Annotated in this window: 22 protein-coding genes and 1 tRNA gene; 22 read left to right on the plus strand and 1 reads right to left on the minus strand. The window is 59.9% G+C overall.

All coding sequences use genetic code 11. The features are described 5' to 3' along the window. Positions 1–2 precede the first annotated feature (2 nt). The 20 genes from rplE to MTAI_RS02800 all read left to right on the plus strand — a co-directional run bounded on the left by rplE (position 3) and on the right by MTAI_RS02800 (position 11,892). Entirely contained in the window at positions 3–551 is a 549-nt protein-coding gene (gene rplE, locus MTAI_RS02705; protein ID WP_013014855.1) for a 50S ribosomal protein L5, read from the plus strand. 56 nt (positions 552–607) lie between these two features. Continuing rightward, the gene (gene rpsN, locus MTAI_RS02710; protein WP_013014854.1) at positions 608–877 is read left to right on the plus strand and encodes a 30S ribosomal protein S14; all 270 of its coding nucleotides are present in this window, start codon (positions 608–610) and stop codon (positions 875–877) included. Positions 878–1,039: 162 nt separating this feature from the next. After that, positions 1,040–1,435, plus strand: coding sequence for a 30S ribosomal protein S8 (gene rpsH, locus MTAI_RS02715; protein ID WP_027888546.1), 396 nt, complete (start codon positions 1,040–1,042; stop codon positions 1,433–1,435). After that, positions 1,435–1,974: a 50S ribosomal protein L6 gene (rplF, locus tag MTAI_RS02720; RefSeq protein ID WP_027888547.1), complete on the plus strand. Its 540-nt coding sequence runs from the start codon at positions 1,435–1,437 to the stop codon at positions 1,972–1,974. Before rpsH ends, rplF begins: the two co-directional genes overlap by 1 nt. 14 nt (positions 1,975–1,988) lie before the next feature. After that, on the plus strand, positions 1,989–2,327 hold the full coding sequence (rplR, locus tag MTAI_RS02725) for a 50S ribosomal protein L18 (RefSeq protein WP_027888548.1): 339 nt from the start codon (positions 1,989–1,991) through the stop codon (positions 2,325–2,327). 79 nt (positions 2,328–2,406) lie between these two features. Next, positions 2,407–2,895, plus strand: a complete 489-nt coding sequence (gene rpsE / locus MTAI_RS02730; protein ID WP_027888549.1) for a 30S ribosomal protein S5 — start codon at positions 2,407–2,409, stop codon at positions 2,893–2,895. After that, positions 2,895–3,071: a 50S ribosomal protein L30 gene (gene rpmD, locus MTAI_RS02735; RefSeq protein WP_013014849.1), complete on the plus strand. Its 177-nt coding sequence runs from the start codon at positions 2,895–2,897 to the stop codon at positions 3,069–3,071. The genes rpsE and rpmD overlap by 1 nt, the downstream gene beginning before the upstream one ends. Next, positions 3,068–3,529, plus strand: a complete 462-nt coding sequence (gene rplO / locus MTAI_RS02740; protein WP_027888550.1) for a 50S ribosomal protein L15 — start codon at positions 3,068–3,070, stop codon at positions 3,527–3,529. The genes rpmD and rplO overlap by 4 nt, the downstream gene beginning before the upstream one ends. Before the next feature lies 1 nt (position 3,530). Continuing rightward, positions 3,531–4,853: a preprotein translocase subunit SecY gene (secY, locus tag MTAI_RS02745; protein WP_013014847.1), complete on the plus strand. Its 1,323-nt coding sequence runs from the start codon at positions 3,531–3,533 to the stop codon at positions 4,851–4,853. Between the two features lie 11 nt (positions 4,854–4,864). Continuing rightward, on the plus strand, positions 4,865–5,440 hold the full coding sequence (locus MTAI_RS02750) for an adenylate kinase (protein WP_027888551.1): 576 nt from the start codon (positions 4,865–4,867) through the stop codon (positions 5,438–5,440). Positions 5,441–5,462: 22 nt separating this feature from the next. Next, positions 5,463–6,254 (plus strand): type I methionyl aminopeptidase, encoded by a 792-nt coding sequence (map, locus tag MTAI_RS02755; RefSeq protein ID WP_027888552.1) that lies wholly within the window; start codon positions 5,463–5,465, stop codon positions 6,252–6,254. Between the two features lie 26 nt (positions 6,255–6,280). Next, a complete protein-coding gene (infA, locus tag MTAI_RS02760) occupies positions 6,281–6,499 on the plus strand; it encodes a translation initiation factor IF-1 (protein ID WP_013014844.1) in 219 nt (72 codons plus the stop codon). Between the two features lie 51 nt (positions 6,500–6,550). Beyond that, the gene (gene rpmJ, locus MTAI_RS02765; protein ID WP_013014843.1) at positions 6,551–6,664 is read left to right on the plus strand and encodes a 50S ribosomal protein L36; all 114 of its coding nucleotides are present in this window, start codon (positions 6,551–6,553) and stop codon (positions 6,662–6,664) included. Positions 6,665–6,690: 26 nt separating this feature from the next. Beyond that, positions 6,691–7,071 carry a 30S ribosomal protein S13 gene (gene rpsM / locus MTAI_RS02770; protein ID WP_027888553.1) on the plus strand — a complete coding sequence of 127 codons (381 nt, stop codon included), beginning with the start codon at positions 6,691–6,693 and terminating at the stop codon, positions 7,069–7,071. 150 nt (positions 7,072–7,221) lie between these two features. Continuing rightward, positions 7,222–7,623 (plus strand): 30S ribosomal protein S11, encoded by a 402-nt coding sequence (gene rpsK, locus MTAI_RS02775; protein ID WP_013014841.1) that lies wholly within the window; start codon positions 7,222–7,224, stop codon positions 7,621–7,623. Positions 7,624–7,733: 110 nt separating this feature from the next. Beyond that, the gene (rpsD, locus tag MTAI_RS02780; protein ID WP_027888554.1) at positions 7,734–8,351 is read left to right on the plus strand and encodes a 30S ribosomal protein S4; all 618 of its coding nucleotides are present in this window, start codon (positions 7,734–7,736) and stop codon (positions 8,349–8,351) included. A gap of 44 nt (positions 8,352–8,395) precedes the next feature. After that, positions 8,396–9,367, plus strand: coding sequence for a DNA-directed RNA polymerase subunit alpha (locus MTAI_RS02785; protein WP_027888555.1), 972 nt, complete (start codon positions 8,396–8,398; stop codon positions 9,365–9,367). 67 nt (positions 9,368–9,434) lie between these two features. Then, positions 9,435–9,920 carry a bL17 family ribosomal protein gene (locus MTAI_RS02790; RefSeq protein ID WP_027888556.1) on the plus strand — a complete coding sequence of 162 codons (486 nt, stop codon included), beginning with the start codon at positions 9,435–9,437 and terminating at the stop codon, positions 9,918–9,920. Positions 9,921–10,020: 100 nt separating this feature from the next. Then, positions 10,021–11,121: an amino acid ABC transporter permease gene (locus MTAI_RS02795; RefSeq protein ID WP_027888557.1), complete on the plus strand. Its 1,101-nt coding sequence runs from the start codon at positions 10,021–10,023 to the stop codon at positions 11,119–11,121. A 27-nt stretch (positions 11,122–11,148) separates the two neighbouring features. Beyond that, on the plus strand, positions 11,149–11,892 hold the full coding sequence (locus MTAI_RS02800; protein WP_027888558.1) for an amino acid ABC transporter ATP-binding protein: 744 nt from the start codon (positions 11,149–11,151) through the stop codon (positions 11,890–11,892). 31 nt (positions 11,893–11,923) lie between these two features. Here the strand turns inward: MTAI_RS02800 and MTAI_RS02805 are convergent. Next, a tRNA-Asn gene (locus tag MTAI_RS02805) sits at positions 11,924–11,999 on the minus strand. Positions 12,000–12,125: 126 nt separating this feature from the next. Between MTAI_RS02805 and dnaB the strand changes: the two genes are divergently transcribed. Both dnaB and MTAI_RS02815 read left to right on the plus strand, forming a co-directional pair. Continuing rightward, the gene (gene dnaB, locus MTAI_RS02810; RefSeq protein ID WP_027888559.1) at positions 12,126–13,481 is read left to right on the plus strand and encodes a replicative DNA helicase; all 1,356 of its coding nucleotides are present in this window, start codon (positions 12,126–12,128) and stop codon (positions 13,479–13,481) included. Positions 13,482–13,517: 36 nt separating this feature from the next. Then, on the plus strand, positions 13,518–14,120 hold the full coding sequence (locus MTAI_RS02815) for a hypothetical protein (protein WP_027888560.1): 603 nt from the start codon (positions 13,518–13,520) through the stop codon (positions 14,118–14,120). The last annotated feature ends 40 nt before the right edge of the window (positions 14,121–14,160 follow it).

Below are 14,160 nucleotides of genomic sequence, written 5' to 3' on the forward strand. Positions count from 1 at the left end.
AGATGCCACTGGAAGTTGCCCTCAAGAAGCGTTATCTGGAAGAAATTCGCCCTGAGCTGATGAAGCGCTTTGGCTACGACAACATCATGGCGGTGCCCCGCCTGGTGAAAATCGTGGTCAACCAGGGTCTGGGCGAGGCCAAGGAAGATAGCCGAATTCTGGAAAAAGCTGGTAAAGAGCTGGCGGCCATCACCGGACAGCAACCGGCCATCACCCGTGCTAAAAAGTCGATCTCGAACTTCAAATTGCGCCAGGGCATGCCCATCGGTTTGCGGGTTACGCTGCGCGGTGATCGCATGTGGATCTTTGCTGAAAAGTTAATTCACATCGCCCTGCCCCGCATCCGCGACTTCCGCGGTGTCAACCCCGGTGCTTTTGACGGTCGTGGGAACTACAACCTGGGGCTCCGGGAGCAGTCCATCTTCCCCGAGATCACCTACGATATGGTGGATGCCGTGCGCGGTATGGATATCGCGGTGGTTACCACGGCTAAAACCGATGAGGAAGCCAAAGCCCTGCTCGAGCTGCTTGGGTTCCCGTTCCGCAAGTAGTGCCTTATTTGCTATTATTGGTAGGTTGCATAACTGCGCCAGAAAGGAGGTGAAGCATGGCTAAAAAATCCCAGGTCGAGAAGATGAAGCGCAAGCTCAAGACCATCGCCAAGTACGCCGCCAAGCGGGCCGCCCTCAAGGCAGCGGGTGACTATGCTGCGCTGGCCGAATTGCCGCGCGATGCCAGCCCCACCCGCCACAAGAACCGCTGTGCGGTAACGGGCCGCTCCAAGGCCTATATGCGCTACTTTGGTCTTTCGCGCCTTCAGTTCCGCGAGATGGCCCATAAGGGTCAGCTACCCGGTGTCAAGAAAGCCAGCTGGTAAAGGTTGCTTTGTAGGTCGGCGAGCTTTCGCCGATACCGCAAGGCTATACCGAGGGTGTCCTCTGTGGATGTTCTGAGCTGACAGGTTGGCTCACTTAGCCAAGACCGGGCTCTGCAAACCTCCAGATAAAGCGGAGCCACCCCAGAAGAAGGAGATGCTGTAATGCTTAGTGATCCGATCGCTGATATGCTGACCCGGATTCGCAACGGAGTCCGGGTTTACAAGGAGAGCGTGGATGTGCCTGCTTCCAAGTTTAAGGAGCAGATCGCCAGCATCCTTGTGAAGGAAGGTTTTCTCAAAGGGATGGAGCGCATTGAGGTAGGGGGTAAGCCCTTCCTCCGTCTTACCCTCAAGTATGGTCCCCGCCGGGAACAGGTCATCAAGCACATCCGCCGGGTGAGCCGTCCGGGGCGCCGGGTGTATGTGACCGCCGAGAACGTGCCCAATGTGCGCCGTGGCCTGGGACTGGCCATCGTTTCCACTTCCAAAGGCCTGCTGCCCGACCGTGAAGCCCGCAAACTGGGCGTTGGCGGGGAAGTAATTTGTGAGGTGTGGTAATGAGCCGCATCGGAAAACAACCCATCACCCTGCCGAAGGGTGTGACCGTGGAGGTGGCCCCGGGTTTGGTCAAGGTCAAGGGAGCCAAAGGCGAGTTGGCTGTGCCTGTACACCCCGACTTGATCATCAAGAACGAGGGTGGCACGGTTACGGTTAGCCGTCCTTCGGACAGCCGTACCCACAAAAGCCTGCACGGCCTGACCCGCACCCTGATTGCCAATGCGGTTCAGGGTGTTTCGGTGGGGTTCGTTAAGGAGATGCTGATCAGTGGTACCGGTTACCGTGCAGCCCTGCAGGGTAAGAACCTCGAGCTCACCGTGGGCCACAGCCATAAGGACATCGTTACCCCGCCCAACGGCATTACCTTTGAGGTGCCTGAACCGACCAGGATTCGGGTAATTGGCATCGATAAGCAGCTCGTGGGCCAGGTGGCGGCCAATGTGCGGGCTGTGCGGCCGCCCGATGCTTACCATGCCAAGGGCATCCGCTATGCCGATGAGGTTGTCAAGACCAAGCCTGGTAAGACCGCTGGCAAGTAGAGGAAGGAGATACTGTGGCCCGTTTGACCACTAAAGATCGCCGCAAGTTTCGGGTTCGCAACGCTGTAAAGGCCTCTGGGCGCCTGCGTTTGAGCGTACACCGCAGCTTGCAGCACATTTACGCTCAAATCATTGACGACAGCAAAGGACACACCCTGGTGGCCACCTCGAGCAAATCCCTCAAGCTTTCGGGCAACAAAACCGAAGTGGCCAGAAAGGTGGGCCTGGCTATTGCGGAGGCCGCCAAAGCCAAGGGCATATCTCAGGTAGTGTTCGACCGGGGTGCGTTCAAATACCATGGGCGTGTGAAAGCCCTAGCCGAAGGAGCCCGTGAGGGTGGGTTGGAGTTCTAAGCCGAAGATCGGCAGCCTGAAGCCTAGCCTGTAGAACAGGGTTGCGGGTTGCCATCTTCTGCCTCGAGCGAGGTTGCATATGCCTGAAACCGATTTTGAAGAAAAGATGATCTTGGTGCGCCGTACCTCCAAAACCTACCAAGGAGGACGCCGCTTCCGCTTCGGAGCGCTGGTGGCTGTTGGCGACCGGCAGGGCCGGGTGGGACTGGGCCTGGGCAAAGCCAAAGAAGTGCCCATGGCAGTCCAGAAGGCCAACAACTACGCCAAGCGCGATATGATTGAGGTGCCCTTGCAAAACGGCACCATTCCCCACGAAATCAGCGTGACCTGGGGTTCCTCCACCATCCTGCTGCGCCCTGCGGCACCGGGTACAGGGGTTATTGCAGGCCAGGTGCCGCGCGCGATCCTCGAGCTGGCTGGCATTACCGATATCCTTACCAAGGAACTGGGCTCCCGCAACCCGGTGAACATCGCCTACGCCACCATGGAAGCCCTGCGCCAGCTCCAGACCTGGGAGGATGTAAAGCGTTTGCGCAAAAGCCCGGCTAAATCCGAGGAGGTGGTCTGATGGCGACCCTAAAGGTGCGTTTGGTCAAGAGCCCCATCGGCTATCCCAAGGATCAAAAGGTGGCCCTCAAAGTGCTGGGTTTGACCAAAATGAACCGCGTCCGTGAGATACAGGATAACCCCGCGATGCGCGGTCAAATTCGCAAGGTGGCCCACCTGGTGGAGGTGCTGGAATGAAACTTATCGATATTCGTCCCAACCAAGGGGCCAACAAACAGCGCAAACGTGTGGGTCGGGGCCCTGGATCCGGCCACGGCAAGACCGCTGGGCGGGGCCACAAAGGTCAGAAATCCCGTTCTGGTGGTGTGAAGAACCCGGCGCGCTTTGAAGGTGGGCGCTCCACCCTGATTATGCGTTTGCCCAAACGGGGCATGAAAGGCGCTTCCCACGGGCCACTCAAGCGAGTAGAGTACCAGGTGGTCAATGTGGGTGCCATTGCCAAGCACTTTACTTCGGGCGAGGTGGGCCCGGAGGCGCTGGCCCAGGCCGGCCTGGTGCGCCCTGGCTACCCGGTGAAGGTGCTGGCTCTAGGTGATGCCAATGGAGTGAAGGTGCGGGCTCACAAATTTTCCCAGGCTGCTGTGGAAAAGCTCAAAGCAGCGGGTGGGGAAGCTATTGTGATCGAGGGGGCCTAAGATGCTTGCGGCCTTCCGCTCCGCCATCATCATCCCTGAACTGCGTAAGCGCATTTTGTTTACGCTTTTGGTGCTGGCGTTGTATCGGCTGGGCACGTTCATCCCGACCCCTGGGGTGGATATCGGTAAAATCCGCGAGTTTTTGGGTACCCAGGCGGGCAGTGCCTTGGGGCTGGTCAACCTGTTTTCCGGGGGTAACTTCGAGCAGTTCTCTATTTTCGCCCTGGGTATCATGCCCTACATCACAGCCGCCATCATCATGCAGCTTTTGGTTACGGTCATTCCGGCCCTGGAAAAGCTGCAAAAGGAGGGTGAAGAAGGCCGCCGCATCATCACGCAGTACACCCGCATTGCGGGCATCGCGCTAGGGGCGGTGCAGGGTTTGTTCCTGGCCACCGCTTTTTTAGGCTCAAACAACGGGGCCTTCCTGCTCCCCGGCTGGGAACCGGGCTTCTTCTTCTATTTTGTGGTGGTGGTGACCCAGGTGGCCGGCATTGCTTTGCTGCTCTGGATGGCTGAGCGCATCACCGAATATGGGATTGGCAACGGCACCAGCATGGTGATCTTCGCCGGCATCGTGGCAGCCTGGCTGCCGCAACTGGGCCGTACCTTTGGCCTGGTGCGCACCGGCGAGGTCAACCTGATAGCCCTTCTGATCTTCCTGGCCTTTATTGTGCTGGCTTTTGGGGTAATGGCTGCGGTTCAGCAGGCCGAGCGCCGCATCCCTGTGCAGTACGCACGCAAGCAGGTAGGCCGCAAGATGTTTGGTGGACAGGCCACCTACATCCCCATCAAGCTCAACGCCGCCGGGGTTATTCCCATTATTTTTGCCGCGGCCTTGCTGCAGCTTCCCCTCTTTATTACCGGGGTGTTTCCCGAGTCCACTTTGGCGCAGGGCATCGCCAACTTTTTCACGCCCAACCGTTTCCCTGGCCTGCTGATTGAGGTGCTGCTGATCATCGGTTTTACCTACGTCTATACAGCGGTACAGTTCGACCCGCGCCGCATCTCCGAGAACCTGCGTGAGTACGGTGGGTTTATCCCCGGTATCCGCCCCGGCGAGCCCACTGTGAAGTTCCTCGAGCACATCGTCTCACGTTTGACCCTTTGGGGGGCTATCTTTTTGGGGATCGTGGCGGCTTTGCCCACCATCATGCAGAACGTAACCGGCGTGACCACCCTGACCTTCCATTTCTCAGGCATCAGCCTGTTGATTGTGGTGGGGGTTGCACTGGATACCCTGCGCCAGATTGAGGCCCAGCTGCAGATGCGCAACTACGAGGGCTTTTTGTCCAAAGGGCGTTTGCGGGGCCGCACCCGCTAAGGAGGTCGGAGGTGGCAGAGGCGGTAATTTTCTTGGGCCCCCCGGGGGCGGGCAAGGGTACCCAGGCCAAGCGCCTGGCCCTCGAGCTGGGTTTTCGGCAACTTTCTACCGGTGACATCCTCCGCAGCCACGTGGCACGGGGCACCGAACTGGGCCAGCAAGCCAAACCTCTAATGGAAGCAGGTAAGCTGGTGCCCGACGAAATTATCCTGGGACTGATCGGCCAGGAGCTGGCCGAGATGCCCGATCCCAAGGTCATCTTCGACGGCTTCCCACGCACGCTGGCCCAGGCTGAAGCCCTCGACCGGCTGCTCTCCGAACGCCAGATTCGCCTGCTGGGTGTGCTGCTGGTGACCGCCCCGGAAGAAGAACTGGTTCGCCGGCTGCTGGGGCGGGCCCTGGAAGAAGGCCGCTCGGACGATAACGAACACACCATCCGGGCCCGGATGGTGGAGTACCGTCAGAAAACCCAGCCCCTGGTGGACTACTACAAAAAGACCGGCCAGCTCAAAGAAATCAACGGGTTGGGTAAGGTGGACGAGGTGTACCAGGCCATTCAAAAGGCCCTGGGCTTGGGGGTCTCCTGAGCTGCGGATTGGTAGTTGAGCTATGGCCATCCACATCAAATCGCCCTGGGAAATCGAGAAGATGACCAAAACCGGTCAGCTTCATACCGCTATCTTTGCCGAGGTGGAGCCCCACATTCGCCCCGGGGTAAGCACCTTCGAGCTCGACCAGATCATCCTGCGGGCGATTCAAAAGGCAGGTGGCCAGGCCCCGCAAATCGGTTACCGTGCGGGCGGCACCGTGCCCTTTCCTAGCGCTACCTGTATGTCCATCGACGATGTGGTGGTGCACGGTTTTCCTTCCAAGCGCCCTTTGCGGGAAGGCGAACTCTTGAAGATCGACTTCCTGTTCACCTACGAGGGCTACACCACCGATATGGCCCGCACATACGCCATTGGTAAGGTCTCGCCCGAGGCCGAACGCCTGATGCGCGTGACCGAGGAGGCCTTCTGGGTGGGCTTTAAGTTGTTGCAGCCCGGCCGGCGTATTGGCGACGTGGCAGCGGCGGTGCAGGATTTTGTCGAGCGGCAGCACGGGCTTTGGTGCATCCGGGAGATGGTGGGACACGGTGTGGGGCGTGAATTGCATGAAGATCCCCAGGTGCCCAACTATGGTGAGCCCGGCAAAGGCCCCAAGCTCCGGCCCGGCATGACCCTGGCTTTTGAGCCCATGGTTGCTTTATACCCTGCCAAGATGGTAATATTGGCGGATGGTTGGACGGCTACGGTTGGAAAAGGCAACCTGGCGGCCCACTACGAAAACACGGTACTGATTACCGATTCTGGCCCTCGCCTCCTGACGGGGAGCCAGAAGCCCGTGCCGGTAGAACGGTAGCCAGGATTCGCGCTAGGAGGAGAGGCTTGGCCAAGGAAAAGGACACAATTCGTGCCGAAGGCGTCATCAGTGAGGCTTTACCCAACACCACTTTCCGGGTTCAGCTCGATAACGGCCCCGAGATACTCTGCTACATCTCCGGCAAAATGCGGATGAATTACATCCGTATTCTGCCCGGTGACCGGGTGGTGGTCGAGATTACCCCTTACGACCCTAGCCGGGGCCGGATTGTGTACCGGAAGTGATCCATCCGGCCAGCGCGCAAGGCCCATCCCTATTTTTCTTAAGGAGAAACCATGAAAGTGCGTACCTCAGTCAAGAAAATGTGCGACAAGTGCAAGGTGATCAAACGCCACGGTCGCGTCTATGTGATCTGTGAAGACCCCACCCACAAGCAGCGTCAAGGCTGATGGAAGTTTGGAAAGGAGGTGAATGAATGGCTCGTATTTCTGGTGTAGAAATCCCCCGGAATAAGCGTGTGGATGTTGCTCTAACCTACATCTATGGGGTAGGCCCTGCGCGCGCGAAAGAAGCCCTAGCCGCTACCAATGTGAACCCGGCGACCCGGGTCAAAGACCTGACCGAGGCCGAGGTGGCCCGCCTGCGTGAGTTTGTGGAAAACACCTACAAGCTCGAGGGCGAGCTGCGTGCTGAGGTGGCCGCCAATATCAAGCGCTTGATGGACATTGGTTGTTACCGGGGGCTCCGCCACCGCCGTGGGCTGCCGGTGCGTGGGCAGCGCACCCGCACCAACGCCCGTACCCGCAAAGGCCCCCGCAAAACCGTGGCTGGTAAGAAGAAGGCACCCCGCAAGTAAGGGTTTGTTGCCTTTGGGGGCAATGTTTTGATCTTGACGCAGTTGAACAAAGCTGGAACGCAGATGCATTACCTGCATCGTGTACATGCCAGTTGAGACTCCTGATAGACCTCCGCCGCTGATTTATGGTGGAGTGAGCACGAGGAGAGTATGGCCGAGAAAAAGTCTGCTACAAGTCGTAAGAAGAAAATCAAGCGCCAGGTTACGACGGGTAAGGCGTTTATTCATGCCTCCTACAACAACACCATCGTAACCATCACCGATAACGACGGGCACCCCGTGACCTGGTCGTCCGGGGGGGTTATTGGCTACAAAGGCAGCCGCAAGGGCACGCCCTATGCAGCTCAACTAGCAGCCATGGATGCTGCAAAGAAGGCCCAGGGCTATGGGATGAGCAGCGTGGAAGTGGTGGTACGGGGAACCGGGGCGGGCCGCGAACAAGCCATCCGGGCCCTGCAGGCCAGCGGGCTGCAGGTGCGTTCCATTGTGGACGATACCCCCACGCCGCACAACGGCTGCCGTCCTCGTAAAAAGTTCCGTAAGGCTGTTTAGGTTGTTTTGCTGGGGTGAAACTTTGGTTCCCTGCTTCACCCCCAGATCCTGGGAACCCGGTTGGGAATATAGCTACAAAGCACGTTTCTGACCGATGGAGGAGATAAAGAATGGGTCGTTATAGAGGGCCAATCGTAAAAGTGGCGCGTCACCTTGGGGTGAACATCGCCGAGACCGAAAAAGTACAAAAGTACCTAGATCGCCGTCCCTATGCGCCGGGCCAGCACGGCCAGAAGCGCAAGGGCCGTCCCTCCGACTACGCGGTGCGCTTGCGCGAGAAACAGAAGCTGCGCTTTATCTATGACGTGTCGGAAACTCAGTTCCGCAACCTCTTCGAGGAGGCCAGCCGCAAGAAGGGCGTGACCGGTACGGTGTTCTTGCAATTGCTCGAGAGCCGTCTGGACAATGTGGTTTTCCGCATGGGCATCGCCTCTACCCGCCGCCAGGCTCGGCAGTTTGTGCGGCACGGGCACATTCTGGTCAATGGCAGGCGGGTGAATATTCCCGGCTACCGCGTGCGTCCGGGTGACGAGATCAAGGTCTCGGAAAAGGCCAAGAAGATTGACTTTATTGTGCAAAATGTCGAGCGCTTTAAGAACCGCAAGAGCTTCCCTTGGCTGGAATTCAACGCCGATACTATGACCGGGCGCTTCTTGCGGCTCCCGGAACGGGAAATGCTCTCGTTGCCGGTAAATGAGCAGCTCGTGATCGAGTTCTATTCCCGATAGTTCGTAGCGCGCCGCGCTATCAGCACCTCTGAGGAGGTTCTAGTTTGGAAACCACCAAGACCAAAGCCCCTGTTTTTAACGCCCGCATTGACGGCAATTATGGCGAGTTCGTGCTCGAGCCGCTCGAGCGGGGTTTCGGTGTAACCCTGGGCAACCCCTTGCGCCGCATTCTGCTCTCCTCGATTCCCGGTACCGCCGTTACCAGCGTTTACATCGAAGACGTTCTACACGAGTTCTCCACCATTCCGGGCGTTAAGGAGGACGCCATTCAGCTTATCCTCAACCTCAAGGAGCTGGTTGTGCGTTTTGCCAACCCCGGCACTGGCCCCAAAACCCTCACCCTGCGCGCCAGCGGCCCCAAGGTAATCTACGCTCGCGACCTGGAGTGCCCCCCCGATGCCGAGGTGGTTAACCCCGACCAGTACATCGCTACCCTGGAGGAAAAGGGCAAGCTGGTGATGGAAATTCGTGTAGACGAAGGGGTGGGCTACGTGCCGGCTGAAAAGCACGGCATTAAAGACCGTATCTCCTCGATTCCGGTGGATGCCCTGTACTCGCCTGTGCGCCGGGTGGCCTACCAGGTTGAGGATACCCGCCTGGGCCAGCGCACCGACCTAGACAAGCTGACCTTGCGCATCTGGACCAACGGTGCGGTCTCGCCCATGGATGCGCTCCAACAGGCCGTGGCCATCCTGCGGGAACAACTCGGTTACTTTGATCAGTCACCGGTCATGCGGGTTGAGCCTAAAAGCGCTCCTGCCCCCGCGCCTACCGCAAGCGCTCCTGCTGCACCGGCAGCCGCTGCACCAGCGCCCCGGGGGGTGGGTCTAACCCTGGACGATCTGGGCCTGACTACCCGTGTTTTGCATAACCTCAAGGAAGAGGGCATCGAGAGCGTGGAAAGTCTGCTGGCCTTGTCGGAAAAGGAGCTCAGGCGCGTGCCCGGTATTGGCGATCGCAGCCTACAGGAAATCAAGGACTGCCTGGCCCAGCACGGGCTGGTAATGAAAGACTGAGGTGGCAGGTCGCAAGTCGCAGGTTTGAGCAGACCCAAGACCTGAGACCTCTGCCAAGGAGAGATTCATGCGTCACCAAAAAGCTGGAAGAAAACTCAATCGGAACTCCTCGCACCGCGTGGCTTTGTTCCGTAACCTGGCTAAGAGCCTGCTGCTCTCGGAGAATGGCCGGATTGTGACCACCATTCCCAAGGCCAAGGAGCTTGCAGGCTACATGGACAGCCTCATCACCACGGCGAAGAAAGCACCTACCCTGACCGTACCCGAGGGTGTGCGTTTTACCAAACCCAAGGACAAAAACGGCCAGGAGCGCCCCCTCAAAGAAGGTGAGCGCATGGCCACCCCGGAGGAGCTGGCCGCCTACGCCCAGCGCAACCACCTGCGTCGCCTGGTGCTGCGTGACCTGCATGATCCCAAGCTGGTCAAGAAGCTTTTCGAGGAGATTGCCCCACGCTATGCGGATCGTCCGGGTGGCTATACCCGCGTGCTCAAATTGGCTGAGCGCCGCCGGGGGGATGGAACCCAACTGGCTGTGGTTGAGCTGGTGAAATAGCCCAGCTGGGTGGCATAACCCGGCGCTATTCTGTGCCGTGCTCACACCGGGGGTGCAAGCTCCCGGTGTTGGCTTTGTGTAAAATCACTTACACTTACCCATGACCGAACCAAACTCGAAAGAGCTGCGACGTCGCCATCCCATCCCTCCCAAGGATGGTTTTGGGTTTGCCTTGCTGGCCCTGATCCTGGCGGTGGCCTTGTGGCTGGCCACGGGCTGGGTGATGTGGTTGGTGAAGCAGACCATGACGGCCAACGGCTTCCAGGCTTCCTGGGCCGATGCTTTACTGGTGCTGTTTGCGTTGCTACCCTCTGGGCTTCTATGGTCGGCGCTGCGAAGCCTGGGTCAGGCGCGGCGGGCCCGGCAGGCCTTGCAGAGCGAAAACCTGATTGCGGCCCGGGTGCACAGCTCCGAAGCCCATACCTGGGCCTGGTTTACCCTGGGCTATGTCGGGGCGCTGGTACTGTTTTTGCTGTTTGTGCTGTTTTTTATCGCCAACAACGTGGCTGTTGGGCGCACTTTTTTCCAGCTCGAGCTCATCCGCAACTCCTTTGGCCTTATTTTGCAGGCCTTCTGGGTGAATGTGGTGATTTTTCTGTTCGCGGGGGTTTTTTCCCTCATCTGGGGTCTGGTGGTGGCCATCGCCAAGCTGCTGCCCGGCAAGCCGGCCCAGCCCATCCGCTTTATCGCCACCTTCTACACCGACGCTTTTTTAAGCCTGCCCTCCATCATCGTGATTTACCTGATTGGCTTTGGCCTGCCCCTTACCGGCATCGGCTTTTTCCGCAACCTGCCCCTGGAGGCCCTGGCGGTGCTGGCCCTGACCCTGACCTACGGGGCCTATATGGCCGAGGTCTACCGGGCCGGCCTCGAGAGCATCCACCCCAGCCAGTGGGCCGCGGCCCGCAGCCTGGGCCTGTCCTATGGGCAGACCCTGCGCTTTGTGGTGGTGCCCCAGGCGGTGCGGCGCATTATCCCGCCCCTGCTCAACAACTTCATCGGGATGCAGAAAGACACCGCCCTGGTGAACGTGGTGGGGGTGATCGACGCCTTCAACCAGGCCCGCATCATCGCCTCCAACGACTTCAACCTGTCGGCCGTGACCACCGTGGCCATTCTTTTTATCCTGATCACCATCCCCCAGACCCGCCTGGTCGACCGGCTGGTCGAGCGCGACCGGGCCCGCTTCCGGCAGGGATAGCTGGGTTGCCGACGAGGGAGAGCACACATGAGCTTTTTGGAAATCCGCAACGTACACAAGCGCTTTGGTGCCAACGAGGTGCTGCGCGGCATCAACCTGACGGTGGAGGAGCACCAGGTGGTTTGCCTGATCGGGCCTTCGGGCTGTGGCAAGTCGACGCTGCTGCGCTGTATTAACGGCCTCGAGGAGATCCAGGAGGGGGAGATCCGGCTCCACGGCGACCGCATCACCGGGCCGGGGGTCGACCTCAACGCCCTGCGCCGCGATGTGGGGATCGTCTTCCAGAGCTTTAATCTCTTTCCCCACATGACCGTGCTGCAAAACATCACCCTGGCCCCGACCCAGGTGCTGCGCATGCCCGAGCCCGAAGCCCGGGCCAAGGCCCTGGCCCTCTTGAAGCGGATCGGCCTCGAGCACAAAGCCCAGGCCTACCCCGACCAGCTCTCGGGCGGCCAGCAGCAGCGCGTTGCCATCGCGCGGGCGCTGGCCATGGAACCCATGCTTTTGCTCCTGGACGAGATCACCTCGGCCCTCGACCCCGAGCTGGTCTCGGAGGTGCTCAACCTGCTGCGCGAGCTGGCCCGCGAGGGCATGACCATGATTCTGGCCACCCATGAGATGGGCTTTGCCAGGGAGGTGGCCAGCAAGGTCTGCTTCATGTACGGTGGGGTGGTGCACGAGGAAGGCCCCCCCGAGCAGATTTTTTCCAACCCCCAGCGCGAGCGCACCCAGCAGTTTTTGGCCAGCATCATCGAGGCGGGGCGGCTCTAAGAAAGAAAAACCCAGGTTTCCCTGGGTTTTTTGGCTCCGCGAGCAGGGCTCGAACCTGCGACCACTCGATTAACAGTCGAGCGCTCTACCAGCTGAGCTATCGCGGAACGACGCGCTCTTAGCAGCTAAGAATATAGCAGAGCATGGCCGACTTGGCAAGCACTTTGCCAAACTTTTGGGATTGAATAGAGTAAGAACTTGCTGAATAGGGTTTCTGGAATAGGAGAGTAGCCATGGCAACCACACCGCTCGAGGGCCGTGTTCCCCCCCATAACCTGGATGCCGAGGCCAGCGTGCTGGGCTCGGTGCTGCTGGACAGTGAGGTGCTAGACCGGCTCGAGGGCCTGCTGGCCGCCGATGCTTTTTACAAGGAAGCCCACCGCAAAATCTGGGAGGCCATGGTGGCGCTGCGGGCCCGGCGTGACCCAGTTGACCTGGTAACGCTCTCGGAGGAGCTGCGCCAGAGGGGGGAGCTCGAGAACGTGGGGGGCCTCTCGTACCTGGTGGGCCTCTCGGAGCAGACCCCCACCGCCGCCTATGCCGACTACTACGGACGCATCGTGGCCGAGAAATGGACGCTGCGCAAGCTGATTGCTGCGGCGGGCGAGGCCATGAAGATGGCCTACGACGAGGAGGGAAGCCTCGAGGACATCCTCGATGCGGCGGGGCGCAAGGTGCTCGAGGTCTCCACCCAGGGGGCCCGCTCGGAGTTCCAGAGCATGAAGGAGCTCGTGCACGAGACCTTCGAGCACATCCAAATGCTCTACGAGAACAAGGGCCAGGTCGATGGGGTCAAGAGCGGTTTCCGCGAACTGGACAACATGATTGGGGGCCTGACCAGCGGCTCGCTGAACATCATTGCGGCCCGGCCCAGCATGGGTAAGACCAGCTTCGCCCTGACCATCGCGCAAAACGTGGCGCTGCGGGGCGAGGGCACGGCGGTGGCCATCTTCTCGCTGGAGATGCCCGCGGTGCAGCTAGTCACCCGGATGCTCTGCTCCGAGGCCCGTATCGACATGAACCGCCTGCGGCAGGGCCAGCTCACCGACCGCGACTTCTCGCGCCTGGTGGACGTGGCCGGGCGTATCGCTGAGGCGGCCATCCTGATCGACGACACCTCCGACCTCACCCTGATGGAACTCCGGGCCAGGGCCCGTCGCCTGCATGCCCAACACCGGCTGGGCCTGATTGTGATTGACTATTTGCAGCTCATGTCCGGCCCTGGGGGTGGTAAGAACGGGGGCGAAAACCGCCAGCAGGAGATCGCCCAGATCTCCCGTGGCCTCAAGGGCCTGGCCCGCGAGCTGGACGTGCCGGTAATTGCGCTCTCGCAGCTTTCGCGGGCGGTGGAGTCGCGCCCCAACAAGCGGCCCATGCTCTCCGACCTGAGGGAGTCGGGCTCGATTGAGCAGGACGCCGACCTGGTGATGTTCATCTACCGCGACGAGTACTACAACCCCCACTCCGAAAAGGCCGGCATTGCCGAGATTATCGTGGGCAAGCAGCGCAACGGTCCCACCGGCACCGTGGAGCTACAGTTCCACGCCCAGCACGTGCGCTTCAACGACCTGGCCAAGGACGAAATTTGAACCGGCCTCGAGGCCACCGCCGCCTAAACTGCAAATGTGCGGCTGCTCTTGCTGATTTTGCTGCTGTTTGGGGGCGTTTTTGGGCTGATCCGCTATGTGCAAGCCCGGCCCATCGAGCGCCCACCAGGGGTGTTGGTGGCCCGTGCCCCCCTCCAGGCCCCGCTAACCCCTGAAAGCGAGGTGCGCCTGGAAAAACCGGGTTACCAGTTCAAGCCGGTGGCCTACTTCGAAATTGAAGCCAGGGTGCTTGCCAAGCGGCTGTACCGCTACGACGCGGCTTCGGCCATCTCGCCGGTGGATCTGGCCCTGGGCTGGGGTCGCATGTCCGATACCGACGTGCTGCGCAAACTCAAAATCTGGCAGGCGGATCGCTTCTACTTTTACGCCTGGTTCCGCGAGCCCCCCATCCCGCTGGGCGAAATTATCGCAAGCAGTGCCAACATGCACCTGATCCCCGGCAATCCCAACATCGAGCTGCGCCTGAAGCGCCTCAAACCCGGCCACCTGGTCTGGATTAAGGGGTATCTGGTTCATGTTACCGGCCCCCGGGGTTTTTCCTGGCGAACCTCCACCGTTCGCACGGATACCGGCAACGGGGCCTGCGAGATCGTTTGGGTGGCCGATCTTATCGTGCGATAAAAACCAATCATACCTCATTTTTGCCGTAGCCTATGTTGTT

This window comes from Meiothermus taiwanensis WR-220 (assembly GCF_003568585.1).
GTDB classification, from domain to species: Bacteria; Deinococcota; Deinococci; order Deinococcales; family Thermaceae; genus Meiothermus; species Meiothermus taiwanensis.

Excerpts from the sequence above, each read along its gene's own strand:
- rplE (WP_013014855.1), top strand. The coding sequence starts at position 3 with ATGCCACTGGAAGTTGCCCTCAAGAAGCGTTATCTGGAAGAAATTCGC.
- rpsN (WP_013014854.1), top strand. The coding sequence starts at position 608 with ATGGCTAAAAAATCCCAGGTCGAGAAGATGAAGCGCAAGCTCAAGACC.
- rpsH (WP_027888546.1), top strand. The coding sequence starts at position 1,040 with ATGCTTAGTGATCCGATCGCTGATATGCTGACCCGGATTCGCAACGGA.
- rplF (WP_027888547.1), top strand. The coding sequence starts at position 1,435 with ATGAGCCGCATCGGAAAACAACCCATCACCCTGCCGAAGGGTGTGACC.
- rpsE (WP_027888549.1), top strand. The coding sequence starts at position 2,407 with ATGCCTGAAACCGATTTTGAAGAAAAGATGATCTTGGTGCGCCGTACC.
- rpmD (WP_013014849.1), top strand. The coding sequence starts at position 2,895 with ATGGCGACCCTAAAGGTGCGTTTGGTCAAGAGCCCCATCGGCTATCCC.
- rplO (WP_027888550.1), top strand. The coding sequence starts at position 3,068 with ATGAAACTTATCGATATTCGTCCCAACCAAGGGGCCAACAAACAGCGC.
- secY (WP_013014847.1), top strand. The coding sequence starts at position 3,531 with ATGCTTGCGGCCTTCCGCTCCGCCATCATCATCCCTGAACTGCGTAAG.
- map (WP_027888552.1), top strand. The coding sequence starts at position 5,463 with ATGGCCATCCACATCAAATCGCCCTGGGAAATCGAGAAGATGACCAAA.
- rpmJ (WP_013014843.1), top strand. The coding sequence starts at position 6,551 with ATGAAAGTGCGTACCTCAGTCAAGAAAATGTGCGACAAGTGCAAGGTG.
- rpsM (WP_027888553.1), top strand. The coding sequence starts at position 6,691 with ATGGCTCGTATTTCTGGTGTAGAAATCCCCCGGAATAAGCGTGTGGAT.
- rpsK (WP_013014841.1), top strand. The coding sequence starts at position 7,222 with ATGGCCGAGAAAAAGTCTGCTACAAGTCGTAAGAAGAAAATCAAGCGC.
- rpsD (WP_027888554.1), top strand. The coding sequence starts at position 7,734 with ATGGGTCGTTATAGAGGGCCAATCGTAAAAGTGGCGCGTCACCTTGGG.
- MTAI_RS02790 (WP_027888556.1), top strand. The coding sequence starts at position 9,435 with ATGCGTCACCAAAAAGCTGGAAGAAAACTCAATCGGAACTCCTCGCAC.
- MTAI_RS02795 (WP_027888557.1), top strand. The coding sequence starts at position 10,021 with ATGACCGAACCAAACTCGAAAGAGCTGCGACGTCGCCATCCCATCCCT.
- MTAI_RS02800 (WP_027888558.1), top strand. The coding sequence starts at position 11,149 with ATGAGCTTTTTGGAAATCCGCAACGTACACAAGCGCTTTGGTGCCAAC.
- dnaB (WP_027888559.1), top strand. The coding sequence starts at position 12,126 with ATGGCAACCACACCGCTCGAGGGCCGTGTTCCCCCCCATAACCTGGAT.